The sequence below is a fragment of the Pseudomonas sp. FG43 genome (assembly GCF_057809175.1).
In genome coordinates this window covers 132,359-151,689 of sequence record NZ_JBMDJL010000003.1, presented here as the reverse complement: position 1 = coordinate 151,689, position 19,331 = coordinate 132,359, and the positions used below count along the sequence as shown (strand labels likewise).

Sequence of the window (19,331 nt, the reverse complement as noted above, 5' to 3'; positions counted from 1 at the left end):
GAGGCATGGCCGTTTTACCGGGATAACGGTGTTCCAGCGGCTCCAGCATAGAACACAACGAGTTCGACCGGTGTATTGCCGGTCTTGCCACGGTGAATGATATCCACCATTTCGGCCAGGGTGTCACCTGCTTTGATATGAATGGACTTGCCTCCCTCCTTTGCTTCGACCGTGAGTTCGCCGGAAAGGACATAGGCTGCGTTTGGAACGGGGTGCTGGTGCCATTTCAGCGTGCTGTTCGCCGGGATGGTGATTTTGAGAATGCTCAGTTCCGGCTGGCCCTCGGGATAAGCCTTATAGAGCGTTCCGTCCCATGACTGGGTGGCTTCGAGCAATGCCCGGGATGTGGGTTGGTTTGTGCCCTGCATGCTTTTGTCAGCGAAAGCCATGTTGCCCAATAACAAGCTGGCGACGACCAGCAGGATTTTGATGTTCATGGAGACCCCCGGTTTTGCGATTGATAGATTTCAAGGCGAAACGCAAGGATTCCAAAAAGCTCGGGCAGCAAGGTGCTAAGTATTTACTACATGTCAGTAAAAAAGCGCGGGAATGAAAAAGGCCTCCCGAAGGAGGCCTCATTTACGCCATCAATGCTGGCGCAACTGGATTAGCAGCTGTAGTACAGCTCGTATTCCAGTGGGTGTACGAAAGTACGTACCTTGATTTCTTCTTCGCTTTTCAGGTCGATGTAAGCGTCGATGAAGTCGTCGCTGAAAACGCCGCCTTTGGTCAGGAACGCACGACCTTTGTCCAGCTCTTCCAGGGCTTCTTTCAGGCTGCCGCAAACTTGTGGGATCTCTTTCGCCTCTTCAGGTGGCAGATCATACAGGTTCTTGTCAGCTGCATCGCCAGGGTGGATCTTGTTCTGGATGCCGTCCAGGCCAGCCATCAACAGTGCAGCGAATGCCAGGTACGGGTTGGCTGCTGGATCCGGGAAGCGGGCTTCGATACGACGGCCGCGTGGGCTGGAGACGTAAGGAATACGGATCGAAGCGGAACGGTTGCGAGCCGAGTAGGCCAGCATTACCGGAGCTTCGAAACCTGGGACCAGACGCTTGTAGGAGTTGGTCGACGGGTTGGTGAAGCCGTTCAGAGCCTTACCGTGCTTGATGATACCGCCGATGAAGTACAGAGCGGTGTCGGACAGGCCGGCATAGCCTTCGCCAGCGAAGGTGTTCTTGCCATCTTTGGCGATGGACAGGTGAACGTGCATGCCCGAACCGTTGTCGCCGTACAGAGGCTTCGGCATGAAGGTCGCAGTGCGGCCATAGGCATCGGCTACGTTGTGAACAACGTATTTCAGGGTTTGAACTTCGTCAGCTTTCTTCACCAGGGTGTTGAACTTGACGCCGATTTCGTTCTGGCCGGCAGTTGCCACTTCGTGGTGGTGAACTTCGACGATCTGGCCCATTTCTTCCAGAGCGTTGCACATTGCGGTGCGGATTTCGTGGTCGTGGTCGACCGGTGGAACCGGGAAGTAGCCGCCTTTGATACCTGGACGGTGGCCTTTGTTGCCGCCTTCCACGTCCTGGTCAGTCATCCACGAGCCTTGCTCGGAGAAGATCTTGAACATGGAGCCGGAGATGTCGGACTTGTATTTGACCGAGTCGAAGATGAAGAACTCAGGCTCCGGACCGACGAATACGGTGTCACCGATACCGGTAGTCTTCAGGTATTCCTCTGCCCGGTGAGCGATGGCGCGTGGGTCGCGATCGTAGCCTTGCATGGTCGAAGGTTCGATGATGTCGCAGACCAGGATCAGGGTCGGCTCTTCGGTGAACGGGTCCAGCACGGCGGAGTCGTCGTCCGGCAGCAGGATCATGTCGGAAGCTTCGATGCCTTTCCAGCCTTCGATGGAGGAACCGTCGAACATCTTGCCGACTTCGAAGAAGTCGTCGTCCAGCGCGTCGCGAGCAGGCATCGTGACGTGTTGCTGCTTGCCTTTGGTGTCAGTGAAGCGCAGATCAATCCATTTAACGTCATGATCTTTGATGAGTTGAACCGACTTCGACATGGTGTCCTCCGGGTGGCTAGGGCCTGGTTATGGTTATGGCCCCTTAAATTTGGGTGATGCCGGCGCAGATACTCTGCCAAGGCAACCTGCCTCACAAGGGAGCAATTTGCATGCCAGTGCCCCGAGTTGGGTTTTTCGCCCCAAACAGAGCCTTTTCGGAGTCAAAAACGGATTTATCGGCAAAATGACGCACCTTTATGGGGCTTTAAAATGCATTGGCGTGCTTTTTTGGTGCGACGATGATTGGTAGTACGATAACTGGTTAAACCTTGAGCAATTTCCGCTATAATCCGCGCCCCCCTTTTTCGGCCGGCACCTCACGTACCGTTTCCATGAAGCTAATCGTTAAAGTTTTTCCCGAAATCACCATCAAAAGCCCGCCGGTGCGCAAGAAGTTCATCCGCCAGCTGGCCAAGAACATTCGTACCGTGCTCCGGGAACTGGACGCGGACATTGTCGTGGGTGGCGTATGGGACAATCTTGAGGTCGAAACAAGGCTGACCGATCCCAAAGTCCTGCAGGGCATCACCGAGCGCCTGAGCTGCATGCCGGGTATCGCCAATTTCCTGCAGGTTGCCGAGTATCCGCTGGGTGATCTGGATGACATCGTTGCCAGATGCAGGACGCATTACGGCGACCTGCTGCCCGGCAAGATGTTTTCGGTGCGCTGCAAGCGTGCAGGGCGGCATGATTTCAGCTCCATGGACGTCGAAAAATACGTCGGCAGCAAGTTGCGCCAGCAGTGCGGCGCTGCCGGTATCGAGCTGCGAAAGCCCGAACTCGTCGTGCGTATGGAAATCCGCGACCAGCGTCTGTTTGTCATTCATGACCAGCATCAGGGCATGGGCGGTTATCCGCTGGGCGCGCTGGAGCAGACCCTGGTCCTCATGTCGGGCGGTTTCGACTCGACCGTTGCGGCTTACCAGATCATGCGTCGTGGCCTCATGGCACACTTCTGCTTCTTTAATCTGGGTGGCCGCGCTCATGAGCTGGGTGTGATGGAAGTCGCCCATTTCATCTGGAAGAAGTACGGCAGTTCCCAGCGAGTGCTGTTTGTCAGCGTGCCTTTCGAGGAAGTTCTGGGAGAAATTCTGCAGAAAGTCGATAACAGTCATATGGGTGTAGTTTTGAAGCGTATGATGTTACGCGCTGCCTCATCTGTTGCCGACCGTCTCGAAATCGATGTGCTGGTGACCGGCGAAGCGATTTCGCAGGTGTCCAGCCAGACGCTGCCCAATCTTTCGGTCATCGATTCGGCTACCGACAAACTGGTGCTGCGGCCACTGATTGCCAGCCACAAGCAGGACATCGTCGATCTGGCGACTGAAATCGGCACTGCCGAATTCGCCCGGCACATGCCTGAATATTGCGGGGTGATTTCGGTCAACCCCAAGACCAACGCCAAGCGTAACCGCGTTGAGTACGAAGAGAAGCAGTTCGACATGGCTGTTCTCGAGCGAGCGCTCGAGCGTGCCAGGCTGGTGACCATCGATCGGGTGATCGACGATCTGAGCCAGAATGTCGAAATAGAGGAAGTCAGCCAGGCGCTGGCCAGCCAGGTCATCATCGACATCCGTCACCCGGATGCCCAGGAAGACCTGCCGCTGGAAGTGCCGGGCATAGAAATACAGACGCTGCCGTTCTATGCATTGAACAGCCGCTTCAAGGAACTGGATAACACGCGCCAGTACCTGTTGTATTGCGACAAAGGCGTCATGAGTCGCCTGCATGCTCACCATCTGCTCAGTGAGGGGCATGCCAATGTGCGCGTTTATCGACCGAGCTAAGTGCCCGGGGCTGTTTGCCTGTGGCTTGCGTCACCGGCCCCCCGACACCAGTCGTCAAGCCGTAACGGCTTTTGCCGACTCAATGTTAATTGCTGCCTGACAACAGTCAGCTCACCGAATCCTCTGATCGAGATACACAAGTGATCGAAAATCTACGTAACATCGCCATCATTGCTCACGTTGACCATGGCAAAACTACCCTGGTAGACAAACTTCTGCGTCAGTCCGGCACTCTGGAGCGTAACGAGCTCAACGACGAGCGCGTCATGGACTCCAACGACCAGGAGAAAGAGCGCGGTATTACCATTCTCGCGAAGAACACCGCGATCAACTGGAATGGCTACCACATCAACATCGTGGACACCCCTGGCCACGCCGACTTCGGTGGTGAAGTAGAGCGCGTGATGTCGATGGTCGACTCCGTTCTGCTGCTGGTTGACGCTCAAGACGGCCCTATGCCGCAAACCCGTTTCGTGACCAAGAAGGCTTTCGAAGCCGGCCTGCGTCCAATCGTGGTCATCAACAAGGTTGACCGTCCAGGCGCGCGTCCTGACTGGGTTCTGGACCAGATCTTCGACCTGTTCGACAACCTGGGTGCCACCGAAGAACAGCTGGACTTCAAAGTCGTCTACGCCTCGGCCCTGAACGGTATTGCCGGTCTGGACCACACCGAAATGGCTGAAGACATGACCCCGCTGTACCAGTCGATCGTCGACAACGTACCTGCGCCGTCGGTTGACCGCGATGGTCCGTTCCAGATGCAGATCTCCGCTCTGGACTACAACAGCTTCCTGGGTGTTATCGGTGTTGGCCGTATCGCTCGTGGTCGCGTCAAGCCGAACACTCCGGTTGTTGCTATCGACACCGATGGCAAGAAGCGCAACGGCCGTATCCTGAAACTGATGGGTCACCACGGTCTGCACCGCATCGACGTTGAAGAAGCAGCTGCCGGCGACATCGTCTGCATCAGCGGTTTCGACGAGCTGTTCATCTCCGATACCCTGTGCGACCCGACTGCAGTAGAGGCAATGAAGCCGCTGACCGTCGACGAGCCAACTGTTGCCATGACCTTCCAGGTCAACGACTCGCCTTTCTGCGGTAAAGAAGGCAAGTTCGTCACCAGCCGTAACATCAAGGAACGTCTGGACAAAGAGCTGCTGTACAACGTTGCACTGCGCGTTGAAGAAGGCGACTCGGCTGACAAGTTCAAGGTTTCCGGCCGTGGTGAGCTGCACCTCTCGGTTCTGATCGAAACCATGCGTCGCGAAGGCTTTGAAATGGCCGTAGGTCGTCCGGAAGTGATCATCCGTCTGGTTGACGGCGTGAAACACGAACCGTACGAAAACGTCACCATCGACCTGCCGGAAGATGCACAAGGCGCGATCATGGAGCAAATGGGTCTGCGTAAAGGCGACCTGACCAACATGGTTCCGGATGGCAAAGGCCGTGTTCGCCTTGAGTACAACATCCCGGCTCGTGGCCTGATCGGTTTCCGTAACGAGTTCCTGACCCTGACCTCCGGTGCAGGCATCCTGACCTCGATCTTCGACCGTTACGACGTGATGAAGTCCGGCGACATGTCCGGCCGTCAGAACGGCGTTCTGGTTTCGGTTGAAACCGGCAAGGCTCTGACCTACTCCCTGGAAACCCTGCAAGCGCGCGGCAAGCTGTTCGTTGAGCACGGTCAGGAGATCTACAACGGTCAGATCGTTGGTCTGAACAGCCGTGACAACGACCTGGGCGTCAACCCAACCAAAGGCAAGAAGCTCGACAACATGCGTGCTTCGGGTAAAGACGAAACCATCGCTCTGGTTCCACCTGTCAAGTTCACTCTGGAACAGGCTCTGGAATTCATCCAGGACGACGAGCTGTGCGAAGTGACGCCGAAGTCGATCCGTCTTCGCAAGAAGATCCTCGACGAAAGCGAGCGTACCCGCGCTGCCAAGAAAGCCAAGGCTTGATAACCAGCCCGGCTGAATGAAAAACGCCCCCGGTCGAAAGGCCGGGGGCGTTTTTTTATGCCTGGTGTCTGGCGCTGGAAGCGAATTCATTCGCGAATGAATTCGCTTCTACGAAAGCTGTTGATCAGAACTTCAGCGGCACCCGACCTGAGTTCGAGTTCAGTGCGCCGCTGTTCTGACGCTCGACGGCCTTTGGCTTGTATGCGCAATATCCGGGGCGCGGACCGATCTTCGGATGGTTGCGGCAGGTGTCCGGGCGCTTTTCATAGATGGTACACAGGCGGCTCTTGCGATCCAGATACAGGCAGTCGTTGTTGCTCATGCGCTGCAAGGTGAAGATCCCGGACTTCTGGTTGAAGCGCTCGACAATCCCTTCCTTCTGCAGACGCTTGGCGATGTTCTTGGCTGGTTCGTCTTTCTCGAACTCGTCAACGATGCCGATACGGATCAGATCCTTGATCTTCACTTCTACCGGCAAGGTGCAGCAGCTGGAAATGCAGCCTCCGCACATGTGGCTGGAATACTTGGCCCAGGTATCGAGACGATCGATCTCTGCGGCTGCGATCAAGGTGGATTTCATTTCTTTTCAGGCTTCCGGGTGTATCGGGCGCGCGATCATACCGGGGCTTGCGGGTTTAGCGTAGGCAAAAATGAGTGAAGCGACTGTCGGTGCCCCTTCACTGGTTTGTGGGAGGGGCCTTGGCCGCGACGGGCTCTACACGATTCGCGAGTTTGCCAGGTTCTCGATCTGCTCCTGTCGCTCGGCTTGACTCAATTTCGCGCCAGGATTGAGCGATGACCACTGCGGGTGCGCGCGTGCCTTGTGTACCGCGTCGGGGAGCTTGCCCTCACGCCAGGCCTTGTCCTGCGGCTCGCTCAGTTCGATGCTGTCCATGGCTGCATGACCTCTCACGTCCAGCGCCTGCAAAAGGTGTTGTTGCCTGAGAGCCAGCAGGCGCAGCACGGCGTCGTCCACCGTCAGTTCCCGCTGCCCCTTGAGTTTGCCAAGCAGTCGTCCTCCGTAACTGCGCGCCGTTTGCAGCGCGCCACCGGCAATGGCGCCGACCAGCGCCGCTGCACCCAGAGTGATTCCGCCGACCAGCAGATCGACACCCGCTCCGGCTGCTGCACCTGCCGCCACGCCACCACCCACCCGTACACCCAGTTGCTTGAGGGTTTCGGGGTTGAACAGGTCATCACCCCAACGACCATCCAGCAACGGCAAGTCGGCTGCCGAAGCGTCCTGCACACGAAAGGCATACAGTTTGAGCAGTGCTTCGACGCAACGCTGCTCGCGTTGGCGAATGGTCTTGCGCAGTTCATTGATGGCGTTCTGTTCCTGCTGCGCATCGGTTTCCACGCTACGCCGACAGGCCGCACAATCGATCAGCATTTCTGCAATCAGCCGCGCTGCGCTATGCCGCCGTGCTTTGCGTTGGGCCTGTTGATCCTCGATCAGCCGCTCCAGTTGCGGGCGGGCGCTTTCCATCATCAGCGCCAGGCTTTCATAAAGCCGACGCTCGCCATCTTCAGGCGGTGCCACGCTGTCGAAACGCACCAGCGCATGCAAACCAAGACGCGAAAGGGATTCGCGCCACTGCGGCTCCCGCTGCTGTGGGCTGCTGACGAAATTCAGCACCGGCAACAGCGGCTTGCCACAGCTTGCCAATACCGCCAGTTCGTCACGGTATTTGGACAGGATCGGTTCGCGGGCATCGATCACGTACAGACCCGCGTCCGAGTCGAGCAACTGACGCAGCACCTTGGCTTCCTGCTCGAAGCGCTGGCGAGCTTCGCTGCTGTCCAGAAAGCGCGCGAGCCGGGCGGGGCCGTCCAGCCGCTCGCCGGGACGGTCCAGTCGTTCCAGATAGTCGAGCAGGGCAATGGCGTCTTCCAGGCCCGGCGTATCGTAAAGCTCAAGCAGAGCCTGACCTTCGACCGAAAGGCGCGCACCTTCTACATGGCGTGTAGTGCTGGGGCGATGGGAGACTTCACCGAAACCGATATCACGGGTCAGGGTGCGCAGCAGTGACGTCTTGCCGACATTGGTATGGCCCACAACGGCCAGCTTGAGTGCGCGTGGTTTGCTCAGCTCAGTCATTGTCTGTCTCCAGCCAGTTCACCTGCGAGTGCTCGCTCCACGTCAGTTCCAGTTGTTGCAGGGCGGCGTGCCAGTCATTGAGGCGCTGCGGATCAAGCGTTTGACCGGCTGGCGCTGGCAATAACCAGATGCGGGTCTGGCTGGCGTATCTGGCCAGCTCGGCGATCAAGGCCAGGCTGCCGCGATCCGGTGAGCGGCGTGGGTCGCACGCGATGAGCAGGCGGGCAGGCGGGTAGTGGGCCAGTTGCTCCAGCAGCTTTTGCCGTGATTCGCGGCTGTCGAGCACACCTGCGTCAGCCACGCTGGACGGCAGTTGTGGGGGCCACGGGTATTGATCGTCCAGTTCGATGGCGACCAGCAAGGCGCCTTCACTATCGGCGGTTCCTGCGTTGGGTTTTACCTGATGCAGTTGTGGCGGTGCAGCATCGTTGACGCCCAGGCGTTCGCTGCTAGGCATCAGGCGCTCGCGCAATTGAAGGTAGCCGGGTAGCTCCAGATCCAGCTTCAAGGTCGCGCGCCCACGCTGCCAGCGCCACAGGCAGAACAGCGCCAGAATAAGGCGCGGTACGATGCCAAATACGAGCAGGATGCCCACCAGCCAGGAAGCCCAGGCCTGACGGGCATTTTCCAGGCTCAATACGCCATTGCCGCTGGCGCGGATCATCAGTTCATCGGGTGTGCTGAAACCCAGCATGGCCGGAATGATGCCCAGTGTCTGCGTCAGGCTGACGAAGGTTTCGCTGCCCAGAATGGTGGTTTCCCAGACAAAGCCGTAACGTCTTGTCGCCATCAGCATCAACAGCATGACCATGGCGCTTAGCAAGGCCGCCAGCCAGAGGCCGTTGACCAACAGGCCAAGAGCCCAGCGGTTGAGGCGTTGGCGTTGCAGCAGCAGAATCAGGGCAGGCGCCAGTTGGGCGGCCTGTGCGTCGCGAGCGAGTTTTTCGCTGGCCCACAGCCAGAGTCGACCCAGGCCCGAACTGCTGCGCCCGGTGAACATCAGCCCCAGCGCCCAGCTGATCAACAGCACCAGGTTCAGACCGAGCAGGCTGCCCAGCGCCCAGAACACATTGACCGGTGCCTGTCCGTTGCCCATGGCGGCAAAAGCAAGGCCCGCGCCGCTGAACACCGCGATAACGGCCAAGGCGATCAAGGCCAGGCGAGCGCCTTGCTTCCAGTGGTGCAGGGCGTTGACCATGCCATCACGTTCGGCCAGCCACAGGGCGCGCAGCTTGATCCGGCTGCTCAGGCTGCCTTCGGTTGCGCGGGCGCGGCGGTTGGCTTCCTGGTCTTCAAGAAGGCCTGCCTGTTCTTCTCGCAGGCGTACAGCTTCGGTCAGCCAGAGGGTGTCGAGTGGGGTCAGAGCAGTCACACAGCGTCTCTTCGATGAATTAGGCACAAAGCATAACCGTTGCGGTGAAGCTTAGGGCTTATGCGGTGTCTATCAGTTCCGTTGCTCTGTTATTCTCGCATCCATGAAAAAAAATCTCCCTCTCAGCCTGATTGCCGCCCTTGGTGAAAACCGGGTGATCGGCGTCGACAATTCCATGCCCTGGCATTTGCCGGGGGATTTCAAATATTTCAAGGCCTCGACCCTTGGCAAGCCGATCATCATGGGGCGCAAGACCTGGGATTCGCTGGGGCGGCCGCTGCCTGGCCGGTTGAATCTGGTGGTCAGTCGTCAGGCTGACTTGCAGCTCGAAGGCGCTGAAGTCTTTCCTTCCCTGGAAGCCGCCGTGGTGCGTGCCGAGCAATGGGCGCAGGAAAAGGGCGTCGATGAAGTGATGCTGATTGGCGGGGCGCAGCTTTATGCGCAAGGCCTGCCTGATGCCGACCGTCTTTACCTCACCCGAGTGGCGCTGAGCCCTGAAGGCGATGCCTGGTTTCCGGAGTTCGATGCCGCCGAATGGGCGCTGGTGTCCGAGAATCCGATCCCGGCGCAGGATGACAAGCCTGCCTACAGTTTTGAGGTTTGGGAGCGGCGGTAAACCGGTTTTCGCGAATGAATCCATTCGCGAAGCCACCCAATATGTCGCAATCAAATCCTCGTGTCGCGAACTATCCATGACATGGCGCCGTCAGAACACGCGGGGTCGCTGACGCACGTTAATAGTCACATCATTTTGTTACGGTCGACCCTATACATTTCAAAGGGGAAACCACTGATGAAGTTCGCGCCAAAACTGCTTGCCGCCGCGTTGTGCCTGGGTCTTGCCAGTCAGGCTTTCGCCACCGATCTGAAACACTGGCCAGAGCCTGCCGCCAAGGCACTGGACACCATGATCGCCGCCAACGCCAACAAGGGTAATTACGCAGTCTTTGACATGGATAACACCAGCTATCGCTTCGATCTCGAAGAGTCGCTGCTGCCGTACATGGAAAACAAGGGCCTTATCACCCGCGAGAAACTGGACCCGTCCCTGAAGCTGATTCCGTTCAAGGACACCGCCGACCACAAGGAAAGCCTGTTCAGTTACTACTACCGCCTTTGCGAACTGGATGACATGGTCTGCTACCCATGGGTGGCGCAAGTGTTCTCGGGCTTCACGCTCAAGGAACTGAAAGGTTACGTCGACGAGTTGATGGCATCGGGCAAGCCGGTTCCGGCGACTTATTACGAAGGTGATGTGGTCAAGAAGCTCGATGTCGAGCCGCCACGGATCTTCACCGGTCAGAAAGAACTGTTCAACAAGCTGATGGAAAACGGCATCGAGGTCTATGTCATGACCGCCGCTTCCGAAGAACTGGTGCGCATGGTCGCTTCCGATCCCAAGTACGGCTACAACGTCAAACCGCAGAACGTCATTGGCGTGACCATGCTGCTCAAGGACAGGAAGACCGGCGAGCTGACCACTGCCCGCAAACAGATCACCGCTGGCAAATATGACGAGAAAGGCAATCTGGACCTGGAGTTGACGCCTTATCTATGGACGCCGGCCACCTGGATGGCAGGCAAGCAGGCGGCAATCCTGACTTACATCGACCAATGGAAGAAACCGGTTCTGGTGGCTGGAGATACACCAACCAGTGACGGCTACATGTTGTTCCATGGCGTGGACGTCAATAAAGGCGGTGTACACCTGTGGGTCAACCGCAAAGACAAGTACATGAAGCAGATGGAAGGCATGATCAAAAGCAACGCCGAAGCTCAGGCCAGGGAAGGATTGCCGGTGACTGCCGACAAGAACTGGGTGATCGTCAAGCCGGAGGAGATTCAGTAAGGGGAAACGTAGCTATAAGCTGCAAGCCATAAGCCGCAAGCTTTTGACTTGCAGCTTTTGACTTGTAGCTTGCAGCTTTTATGGCACCAACTTGTCCAGCAGTGCCTTGTCACGTACAGCGCCCTTGTCGGCGCTGGTCGCCAGCAGGGCGTAGGCCTTGAGGGCGGTGGTCACTTTGCGTGGGCGCACTTCTACCGGCTTCCAGCCTTTCTTGTCCTGTTCCGCACGGCGCGTGGCCAGCTCTTCATCGCTGAGCAGCAGGTTGATCGAACGGTTCGGGATGTCGATCAGTACTTTATCGCCATCGCGCACCAGACCGATTGCACCACCCGCAGCGGCTTCCGGCGAAGCATGGCCGATGGAGAGGCCCGAGGTGCCACCTGAGAAACGACCGTCGGTCAGCAGGGCGCAGGCTTTGCCCAGGCCTTTGGATTTCAGGTACGAAGTCGGGTACAGCATTTCCTGCATGCCCGGACCGCCTTTCGGCCCTTCGTAACGGATGATCACGATGTCGCCAGCTTTCACTTCGTCAGCGAGGATGCCGCGTACGGCGCTGTCCTGGCTCTCGAAGATCTTGGCGTTGCCCTCGAAGACATGGATCGACTCGTCCACGCCTGCGGTTTTAACCACGCAGCCGTCCAGAGCGATGTTGCCGTACAGCACGGCCAGGCCACCTTCCTGGGAGTAGGCGTGCTCGACACTGCGGATGCAGCCGTTTTCACGGTCGTCGTCCAGGCTCGGCCAGCGGGTTGACTGGCTGAAAGCCGTTTGCGTCGGGATGCCTGCCGGGCCTGCCTTGAAGAAGGTATGCACGGCTTCATCGTCAGTCTGGGTGATGTCCCATTTGGCGATGCCTTCGGCCAGGGTCTTGCTGTGTACGGTCGGCAGGTCGGTATGCAGCAGACCGCCACGGGCCAGTGAACCGAGGATGCTGAAGATACCGCCCGCACGGTGGACGTCTTCCATGTGGTACTTCTGGATGTTCGGCGCAACCTTGCACAGTTGCGGAACCTTGCGCGACAGGCGGTCGATATCGCGCAGGTCGAAGGCGACTTCGGCTTCCTGGGCGGCAGCCAGCAAGTGCAGGATGGTGTTGGTCGAACCGCCCATGGCGATGTCCAGCGTCATGGCGTTCTCGAACGCCTTGAAGTTGGCGATATTGCGCGGCAGAACCGACTCGTCGTTGTTGCCGTAATACTGTTTGCACAGCTCGACGATGGTACGACCGGCTGTCAGGAACAGTTGCTCGCGGTCGCTGTGGGTCGCCAGCGTCGAACCGTTACCCGGCAATGCCAGGCCCAGTGCTTCGGTCAGGCAGTTCATCGAGTTGGCGGTGAACATGCCCGAGCACGAACCGCAGGTCGGACAGGCGCTGCGCTCGTACTCGGCAACTTTTTCGTCGCTGGCGGTAGAGTCGGCGGCGATGACCATCGCATCGACCAGGTCCAGGCCGTGGCTGGCCAGTTTGGTCTTGCCGGCTTCCATCGGCCCGCCGGAAACGAAGATCACCGGAATATTGAGGCGCAACGAGGCCATCAGCATGCCGGGGGTGATCTTGTCGCAGTTGGAAATACAGACGATGGCGTCGGCGCAGTGGGCGTTGACCATGTATTCCACGGAGTCGGCGATGATCTCCCGGCTCGGCAGTGAATACAGCATGCCATCGTGACCCATGGCGATACCGTCATCCACGGCGATGGTATTGAATTCCTTGGCCACGCCGCCTGCGCGTTCGACTTCACGAGCGACCAGCTGGCCCATGTCCTTGAGGTGGACATGCCCTGGTACGAACTGGGTGAACGAGTTGGCGATGGCGATGATCGGTTTCTTGAAGTCTTCGTCCTTCATGCCCGTGGCGCGCCACAAGGCACGTGCGCCGGCCATGTTGCGGCCGTGGGTGGACGTTTTCGAGCGGTAATCAGGCATTGGAGCACTCCGGCAAAACAGGCTAATCAGTAAGGGGAGTGAGCTTCTATTGACGCTACACGCAAACGGCAGTGACCGGACGCAGCGAAGAAACCGAACGCCACGGGATCGCCGTGCACTCGGCCTGAGCTCATAAACCCGCCGGGGATGACTGGCGATGAATAGCGTCGATTCTACACGGGTCGACGGGCTTGCGGACACCTCCTGAAAAGCTAATCAGGAGGCGCGCATTTGCCTTGGCAGCAATCCGACGACAGGGCGGCAGGTCAGCTGTTTGGCAACAACCGGCAGGTAATGCTCTTGATGTAGCGGGTTTCGGCGATTGCCGGGTGTACCGGATGGTCCGGGCCCTGGGCGCCGCGTTCCAGCAACTGGATGTTGCGGTCCAGGTGGCGGGCGCTGGTCAGGAGGATGTTTTGCAGATCGTCTTCCGGCAGGTGCATCGAGCACGAGGCGCTGACCAGAATGCCGTCCTTGCTGAGCAGACGCATGGCCTGTTCGTTCAGGCGACGGTAGGCGCCTTCGCCGTTTTTCAGGTCTTTCTTGCGTTTGATGAAAGCGGGCGGGTCGGCCACGATCACGTCGAAGCGTTCTTCGCCGGCTTTCAGCTCTTTCAGTGCTTCAAACACGTCGCCTTCGATACAGGTGACCTTTTCGGCGAAGCCGTTCAGTGCTGCGTTGCGCTCCACGCCGTCAAGGGCAAAGCCCGAGGCGTCGACGCAGGTGACTTCGCTGGCGCCAAAGGCACCTGCCTGAATACCCCAGCCGCCGATGTAGCTGTACAGGTCGAGTACGCGCTTGCCTTTGACGTAAGGTGCCAGGCGTGCGCGGTTCATGCGGTGGTCATAGAACCAGCCGGTCTTCTGGCCGTTGAGCACCGGAGCTTCAAACTTCACGCCGTTTTCTTCCAGCGCAACCCACTCAGGCACGACACCGAATGCGGTTTCGACGTAGCGGGTCAGGCCTTCCGCATCGCGTGCAGCCGAGTCGTTCTTGAACAGGATACCGCTTGGCTTGAGCACCTGGATCAGGGCGGCCAGCACGTCTTCCTTGTGGTTTTCCATGGTGGCGGAAGCCAGTTGCACCACCAGAATGTCACCGAAACGGTCGACGACCAGGCCCGGCAGCAAGTCCGAGTCCCCGTAAACCAGGCGATAGAACGGCTTGTCGAACAGGCGGTCACGTAATGACAGTGCCACGTTCAGGCGATGTACCAGCAGCGACTTGTCCAGCGGCAGCTTGATGTCGCGCGACAGCAGGCGTGCGCAAATCAGGTTGTTCGGGCTCATGGCGACGATGCCCAATGGCTTGCCGCCAGCGGCTTCGAGCAGCGCCTGATCACCTGCCGCAAAACCGTTCAGTGGGGTGGCGGCTACATCGATTTCATTGCTGTAGACCCACAGGTGACCGGCGCGCAGGCGACGGTCGGCGTTGGCTTTGAGGCGCAAGCTAGGCAGGGACATGACGTCGCTCCGGAAAAAAGAGCGGGATTATAGCCTGTGATTGGGCTGCCGGAGGATCATCCCGTCAATTAACCGGATCAATCGATGTGAATCATGAAAGTTGGCTAAAGTCATAGCCTTGTGCCCAAGTGTTGGTGGACCGATTCTCATTAAGCGGGCAAAATCTTTATATGGCCTTGAGTAAGCACCTATGTCCGAAGAGTTGACCCCCGAGCAGATCCAGCAAGCCCTTCAGGGTATCAGCGTACCTCCGCAGCCCCAGATCATGGTGGATCTGCAAATGGAGCAGTACATGCCTGATCCTGATCTGGCGGTGATTGCGCGGTTGATTTCCCAGGATCCGGGACTGTCCGGCGCGCTGCTCAAGATCGTCAACTCTCCGCATTACGGCTTGTCCAACAAGATCGCTTCTATCCAGAAGGCTGTGAATCTGCTGGGCAGCCGCACCGTCATCAACCTGATCAACGCGCAGTCGATCAAGGGCGAGATGAGCGACGAAACCATCGTGACGCTCAACCGCTTCTGGGACAGCGCCCAGGACGTTGCAATCACCAGTCTGACGTTGGCCAAGCGAATCGGCTCGCAAACGGTGGATGAATCCTACGCGCTGGGCTTGTTCCATGATTGCGGGATTCCGCTGATGCTCAAGCGTTTCCCGGATTACATGCCGGTGCTGGAAGAGTCCTACGCCAAGGCCGGTCCCGATTGCCGGGTTGTGGACACCGAAAACAGCAGGTTCGACACCAACCATGCCGTTGTCGGCTATTTCACTGCAAAGTCCTGGCGTTTGCCGGAACATGTCTGCAATGCCATCGCCAATCACCACAATGCCCTGGCAATCTTCGAGGATGATACGAGCCGCAATGCCGCGCTCAAGAATCTTCTGGCGCCCTTGAAAATGGCCGAGCATATCTGTGAGTCCTGCCGGGTGCTGGGCAATCAGGACGAAGACCACGAGTGGAACAGCATTGGCCATCTTGTGCTGGATTATGTCGGCTTGTCCGAATACGACTTTGAATACCTCAAGGAAAGCATCCGTGAGCTGGGCGCGAATTGATCACGCCCGCCGTCTGCTTTTCTCTTTTGCCCCACCGAGTTATCCATGCCTGAATTACCTGAAGTCGAAACCACGCGCCGAGGCATTGCCCCTCACCTTGAAGGGCAGCGCGTCAGCCGCGTGATCGTGCGGGATCGACGTTTGCGCTGGCCCATTCCCGAAGACCTCGATGTACGCCTTTCCGGGCAGCGGATCGTGGAGGTCGGGCGGCGAGCCAAATATCTCTTGATCCAGGCTGAAGCCGGGACGCTTATCAGTCATCTGGGCATGTCTGGCAATCTGCGGCTGGTCGAAGCCGGGTTGCCGGCGCTCAAGCATGAGCATGTGGATATCGAGCTGGAGTCAGGGCTGGCGTTGCGCTACACCGATCCGCGTCGCTTTGGCGCAATGCTCTGGAGCCTGGAGCCCCACACTCATGAACTTCTGATCCGTCTGGGGCCGGAGCCGCTGACGGATCTGTTCGATGGTGAGCGTCTTTATGAGCGTTCCCGAGGCAAGTCGATAGCCGTGAAGCCTTTCATCATGGATAACGCGGTGGTGGTCGGGGTGGGCAATATCTACGCGACCGAAGCGCTCTTCGCCGCCGGTATCGATCCGCGCCGCGAGGCCAAGGGTATTTCCCGCGCGCGTTATCTGAAGCTGGCCATCGAGATCAAACGCATCCTGGCCCATGCCATCGAGCGAGGCGGTACGACCTTGCGCGATTTCATCGGTGGTGACGGCAAGCCGGGCTATTTCCAGCAGGAGCTTTTTGTCTACGGGCGTGGTGAGCAGCCGTGCAAGGTGTGTGGCACGACCTTGCGTGAGATCAAGCTGGGCCAGCGGGCGAGCGTTTATTGTCCCAAGTGCCAGACTTGATCGGGTAGTCCGGTGCAATACTTGAAATACTGCGCCGCTTGCTTAAGCCCCAGTGCTGTTTATAGTTATCAGCACTCCAATCTGCGACACCTGAAGGACCAAGCCATGCGCCCGTTTCGTATTATCGCCGCCACTCTGACCCTGTTGATCGGGTTACAGGCTTTACCTGCCGTGGCTGCCGATCTGCCTCCGGGCAGTGGTGATCCGGCCTACGAGATCCAGACCCCACCCGCTTTCGCCATGATCGGTGACCTGATCATCGCCCGCCCATTGCTGATTGCCGCGACCATCATCGGTACTGGTCTGTTCGTGATCGCTGCACCTTTTGCTGCCGCTGGCGGCAACCTGGGCGCAACCGGCAAGGCGCTGGTGGTCGATCCGGGCAAGGCCGCATTCGTCAGGTGCCTGGGTTGCACCGGCGATGGTTATGGCAAGCGGGAGTGATGCAGAGCGCTTCGTTCACCGGCGGATAAAGGCTATGCCTTGCCGGTGATGAGGCGGTATTTGGTCATCAGCTCGTCTTTGCTTTCGACGCGATTTTCGTCCAGCGGGATGCAATCCACCGGGCAGACCTGTTGGCATTGCGGCTCATCGTAATGACCGACGCATTCTGTACACAGGTTCGGGTTGATCACGTAGATCTCCTCTCCCTGCGAAATAGCCTCGTTCGGGCATTCGGGTTCGCAGACGTCGCAGTTGATGCAATCGTCAGTGATGATAAGGGACATGAAGCACTCCAGCCGCGGGTCGTACCGGGGCGTATGAAAACCAATGCGGCGAATTGTGCCGCATTAGCGCTTTCGATGCACCTCGGCGTTACGAGCGTTTGAAGCGATCGGTCAGTGCCTGGGCCACGGCCGGGTGTACGAACTTGTTGATATCGCCGCCAAGTGCCGCGATTTCACGGACCAGCGTCGATGAAATGAACGAATAACGTTCCGACGGAGTGAGAAACAGGCTCTCGACGTCCGGTGCCAGTTGTCGGTTCATGTTGGCCAGCTGGAATTCATACTCGAAATCCGAAACCGCCCGCAGGCCGCGCAGAAAGACATTGGCGTTCTGCTCCTTGGCGAATTGGGCAAGCAAGGTCGAAAAGCCTACGACTTCGACGTTGGGCAGGTGTTTGGTGACCTCTCGTGCCAGCTCTACACGTTGTTCCAGAGGGAACAGCGGGTTTTTCTTCGGGCTGGCAGCAACGGCAATGACCACTTGGTCGAACAGGCGCGAGGCGCGTTCGACCAGATCGCCGTGGCCCTTGGTTATAGGGTCGAAGGTTCCTGGGTACAACACTCGGTTCATCGCGTCGTCCTGGTCGGAGTCCGGTTGGGGACTCGGATGTTATCGCAGCCGCCCCGGTGGGCCAAGTCGAGGTGTAGCAGGCAATGGTCTTATTGTGCCGATTATCGGCGATTTTTTATCAGGCTGATGGCATCTCTGTGCCCGGATGCATGGCCATATTCAGCGCAGGAACACTTTATAGACCAGTCTTTGAATAGCTTTACCGTACGGCGGGTAAATTAAACGCGCGGCATTGAAACGTTGCTTGATGAACACGCCTTTGGCCTGGCTGAAGGTCAGAAAACCTTCCCGCCCGTGGTAATGCCCCATGCCTGAAGGGCCTATGCCTCCGAATGGCAAGTCATCCTGAGCCGCATGCATCAGCGTATCGTTCAGGCATACGCCACCGGAGTGGGTCTGTTCCAGCACTCGTTGCTGCTCGGTCCTGTTGTAGCCGAAGTAATAGAGCGCCAGTGGGCGAGGGCGTTGATTGATGTAGGCGAAGGCTTCATCAATATGCTTGTAGGGCACGATGGGCAGCAGCGGCCCGAAGATCTCATCCTGCATGACCAGCATGTCATCGCTGACGTTGAGCAAAAGGCTGAACGGCATACGCTGGGCCTGGCCCTGATCGTATAGGGCAATGACCTGCGCGCCCTTGCCCGCGGCGTCGTCCAGGTAGTGATTCAGCCGCGCCAGTTGTCGCTGATTGATGATCGCCGTGTAATCCGGGTTGTCAGCCAGTGTCGGGTAAAAACCCTGAACCGCTTGCCTGTAGGCGTCGACAAACCCTTGCACACGATCCTGCGGTACCAGCACGTAATCCGGCGCGATACAGGTTTGCCCGGCATTGAGGGTCTTGCCGAATGCAATACGCTCGGCGGCATCCTTGAGCGGGACGTCATGGGACACAATGGCGGGCGACTTGCCGCCCAGCTCCAGAGTGACGGGTGTGAGGTTCTCGGCAGCAGCGCGCATGACATGCTTGCCGATGCTGGTCGCGCCGGTGAATAACAGGTGATCGAACGGCAGGCGGGAGAACGCCATGCCGACCTCGGCTTCGCCCAGCACCACCGCAATCAGGTCTTCCGGGAAGACTCGGGCGAACAGGCGCTTGAGCAGTTCGCCCGTCGCAGGTGTGGACTCGCTGAGCTTGAGCATCACCCGATTGCCAGCGGCCAGAGCACCAATCAACGGGCCTATGGCCAGGAACAGCGGATAATTCCAGGGCACGATAACCCCGATCACCCCCAAAGGCTGATAAACCACTCTGGCCGAGGCCGGCTGAAAGGCCAGGCCGACGCGACGGCGTGAAGGTTTCATCCAGCGTTTGAGCTGTTTACGCGCATCCCGAATCCCCAGCAGGCTTGGCAGCAGCTCGGCCAGCAGGGTTTCGTCGGCGCTGCGATGACTGAAATCACTGCTGATAGCGTCGATCAGTGCCTGACGATGGTCGCTGAGCAGTTCTCCCAGGCTTTTGAGCCACTGGGAGCGTTGCGCTGCCGAGGGCATCGGGTTGGCTGCGAACGCCTGACGCTGCAGAGCGAACGTGTTCTCCAGTTCGCTGGAAGAATGCGGGGCGTCAGGCATGTGATGCGTTCCTTGCTGGGATTTTTTGAGTGTTTTAGAGCTGTTGCTCTATAAAGTCAAATGGCTCGTGTCCCT

General features: G+C 58.3%; 17 protein-coding genes. 7 read left to right on the top strand and 10 right to left on the bottom strand.

From position 1 onward, the window contains the following. Positions 1-14: 14 nt before the first annotated feature. Positions 15-437 carry a cupin domain-containing protein gene (locus ACODS3_RS05765; RefSeq protein WP_489033673.1) on the bottom strand — a complete coding sequence of 141 codons (423 nt, stop codon included), beginning with the start codon at positions 435-437 and terminating at the stop codon, positions 15-17. A gap of 170 nt (positions 438-607) precedes the next feature. After that, positions 608-2,014, bottom strand: a complete 1,407-nt coding sequence (glnA, locus tag ACODS3_RS05760) for a glutamate--ammonia ligase (RefSeq protein ID WP_201003928.1) — start codon at positions 2,012-2,014, stop codon at positions 608-610. 332 nt (positions 2,015-2,346) lie between these two features. On the opposite strand from glnA, the gene thiI reads away from it, so the two are divergent. Further along, positions 2,347-3,801, top strand: a complete 1,455-nt coding sequence (gene thiI, locus ACODS3_RS05755; protein ID WP_489033671.1) for a tRNA uracil 4-sulfurtransferase ThiI — start codon at positions 2,347-2,349, stop codon at positions 3,799-3,801. Between the two features lie 140 nt (positions 3,802-3,941). Continuing rightward, positions 3,942-5,762 carry a translational GTPase TypA gene (gene typA / locus ACODS3_RS05750; protein WP_201003925.1) on the top strand — a complete coding sequence of 607 codons (1,821 nt, stop codon included), beginning with the start codon at positions 3,942-3,944 and terminating at the stop codon, positions 5,760-5,762. 124 nt (positions 5,763-5,886) lie between these two features. On the opposite strand, the gene ACODS3_RS05745 is transcribed toward typA, so the two are convergent. From ACODS3_RS05745 to ACODS3_RS05735, 3 genes are all read right to left on the bottom strand, one after another. Beyond that, positions 5,887-6,342 carry a YkgJ family cysteine cluster protein gene (locus ACODS3_RS05745; RefSeq protein WP_025258115.1) on the bottom strand — a complete coding sequence of 152 codons (456 nt, stop codon included), beginning with the start codon at positions 6,340-6,342 and terminating at the stop codon, positions 5,887-5,889. Positions 6,343-6,477: 135 nt separating this feature from the next. After that, positions 6,478-7,863, bottom strand: coding sequence for a GTPase/DUF3482 domain-containing protein (locus ACODS3_RS05740; protein WP_304574711.1), 1,386 nt, complete (start codon positions 7,861-7,863; stop codon positions 6,478-6,480). Further along, entirely contained in the window at positions 7,856-9,235 is a 1,380-nt protein-coding gene (locus ACODS3_RS05735) for a DUF2868 domain-containing protein (protein WP_304574712.1), read from the bottom strand. Before ACODS3_RS05735 ends, ACODS3_RS05740 begins: the two co-directional genes overlap by 8 nt. 103 nt (positions 9,236-9,338) lie before the next feature. Between ACODS3_RS05735 and ACODS3_RS05730 the strand changes: the two genes are divergently transcribed. Then, complete coding sequence (locus ACODS3_RS05730; protein ID WP_489033667.1) at positions 9,339-9,851, top strand: dihydrofolate reductase; 513 nt, start codon at positions 9,339-9,341, stop codon at positions 9,849-9,851. 177 nt (positions 9,852-10,028) lie between these two features. Next, positions 10,029-11,084: an HAD family hydrolase gene (locus ACODS3_RS05725; RefSeq protein WP_201018895.1), complete on the top strand. Its 1,056-nt coding sequence runs from the start codon at positions 10,029-10,031 to the stop codon at positions 11,082-11,084. A 78-nt stretch (positions 11,085-11,162) separates the two neighbouring features. On the opposite strand, the gene ilvD is transcribed toward ACODS3_RS05725, so the two are convergent. Further along, positions 11,163-13,010, bottom strand: a complete 1,848-nt coding sequence (ilvD, locus tag ACODS3_RS05720) for a dihydroxy-acid dehydratase (RefSeq protein WP_489033664.1) — start codon at positions 13,008-13,010, stop codon at positions 11,163-11,165. 266 nt (positions 13,011-13,276) lie between these two features. Further along, on the bottom strand, positions 13,277-14,473 hold the full coding sequence (locus ACODS3_RS05715; RefSeq protein WP_201003911.1) for a class I SAM-dependent rRNA methyltransferase: 1,197 nt from the start codon (positions 14,471-14,473) through the stop codon (positions 13,277-13,279). A gap of 190 nt (positions 14,474-14,663) precedes the next feature. Between ACODS3_RS05715 and ACODS3_RS05710 the strand changes: the two genes are divergently transcribed. The 3 genes from ACODS3_RS05710 to ACODS3_RS05700 all read left to right on the top strand — a co-directional run bounded on the left by ACODS3_RS05710 (position 14,664) and on the right by ACODS3_RS05700 (position 16,832). Further along, positions 14,664-15,530 (top strand): HDOD domain-containing protein, encoded by an 867-nt coding sequence (locus ACODS3_RS05710; protein ID WP_201018892.1) that lies wholly within the window; start codon positions 14,664-14,666, stop codon positions 15,528-15,530. 45 nt (positions 15,531-15,575) lie between these two features. Continuing rightward, positions 15,576-16,388, top strand: a complete 813-nt coding sequence (gene mutM / locus ACODS3_RS05705; protein WP_201018891.1) for a bifunctional DNA-formamidopyrimidine glycosylase/DNA-(apurinic or apyrimidinic site) lyase — start codon at positions 15,576-15,578, stop codon at positions 16,386-16,388. A gap of 105 nt (positions 16,389-16,493) precedes the next feature. After that, positions 16,494-16,832, top strand: coding sequence for a multidrug transporter (locus ACODS3_RS05700; protein WP_201018890.1), 339 nt, complete (start codon positions 16,494-16,496; stop codon positions 16,830-16,832). A 32-nt stretch (positions 16,833-16,864) separates the two neighbouring features. On the opposite strand, the gene ACODS3_RS05695 is transcribed toward ACODS3_RS05700, so the two are convergent. The 3 genes from ACODS3_RS05695 to ACODS3_RS05685 form a co-directional block, all read right to left on the bottom strand. Beyond that, positions 16,865-17,116: a YfhL family 4Fe-4S dicluster ferredoxin gene (locus ACODS3_RS05695; RefSeq protein WP_025258125.1), complete on the bottom strand. Its 252-nt coding sequence runs from the start codon at positions 17,114-17,116 to the stop codon at positions 16,865-16,867. Between the two features lie 88 nt (positions 17,117-17,204). Continuing rightward, positions 17,205-17,687: a pantetheine-phosphate adenylyltransferase gene (gene coaD, locus ACODS3_RS05690; RefSeq protein WP_025258126.1), complete on the bottom strand. Its 483-nt coding sequence runs from the start codon at positions 17,685-17,687 to the stop codon at positions 17,205-17,207. Between the two features lie 159 nt (positions 17,688-17,846). Next, positions 17,847-19,256: a coniferyl aldehyde dehydrogenase gene (locus ACODS3_RS05685; protein ID WP_201018889.1), complete on the bottom strand. Its 1,410-nt coding sequence runs from the start codon at positions 19,254-19,256 to the stop codon at positions 17,847-17,849. Positions 19,257-19,331: the final 75 nt, after the last annotated feature.

Coding starts and splice junctions, on each gene's coding strand:
- ACODS3_RS05765 (WP_489033673.1), bottom strand. CDS start 437: ATGAACATCAAAATCCTGCTGGTCGTCGCCAGCTTGTTATTGGGCAAC.
- glnA (WP_201003928.1), bottom strand. CDS start 2,014: ATGTCGAAGTCGGTTCAACTCATCAAAGATCATGACGTTAAATGGATT.
- thiI (WP_489033671.1), top strand. CDS start 2,347: ATGAAGCTAATCGTTAAAGTTTTTCCCGAAATCACCATCAAAAGCCCG.
- ACODS3_RS05745 (WP_025258115.1), bottom strand. CDS start 6,342: ATGAAATCCACCTTGATCGCAGCCGCAGAGATCGATCGTCTCGATACC.
- ACODS3_RS05740 (WP_304574711.1), bottom strand. CDS start 7,863: ATGACTGAGCTGAGCAAACCACGCGCACTCAAGCTGGCCGTTGTGGGC.
- ACODS3_RS05730 (WP_489033667.1), top strand. CDS start 9,339: ATGAAAAAAAATCTCCCTCTCAGCCTGATTGCCGCCCTTGGTGAAAAC.
- ACODS3_RS05725 (WP_201018895.1), top strand. CDS start 10,029: ATGAAGTTCGCGCCAAAACTGCTTGCCGCCGCGTTGTGCCTGGGTCTT.
- ilvD (WP_489033664.1), bottom strand. CDS start 13,010: ATGCCTGATTACCGCTCGAAAACGTCCACCCACGGCCGCAACATGGCC.
- ACODS3_RS05715 (WP_201003911.1), bottom strand. CDS start 14,473: ATGTCCCTGCCTAGCTTGCGCCTCAAAGCCAACGCCGACCGTCGCCTG.
- ACODS3_RS05710 (WP_201018892.1), top strand. CDS start 14,664: ATGTCCGAAGAGTTGACCCCCGAGCAGATCCAGCAAGCCCTTCAGGGT.
- mutM (WP_201018891.1), top strand. CDS start 15,576: ATGCCTGAATTACCTGAAGTCGAAACCACGCGCCGAGGCATTGCCCCT.
- ACODS3_RS05700 (WP_201018890.1), top strand. CDS start 16,494: ATGCGCCCGTTTCGTATTATCGCCGCCACTCTGACCCTGTTGATCGGG.
- ACODS3_RS05695 (WP_025258125.1), bottom strand. CDS start 17,116: ATGTCCCTTATCATCACTGACGATTGCATCAACTGCGACGTCTGCGAA.
- coaD (WP_025258126.1), bottom strand. CDS start 17,687: ATGAACCGAGTGTTGTACCCAGGAACCTTCGACCCTATAACCAAGGGC.
- ACODS3_RS05685 (WP_201018889.1), bottom strand. CDS start 19,256: ATGCCTGACGCCCCGCATTCTTCCAGCGAACTGGAGAACACGTTCGCT.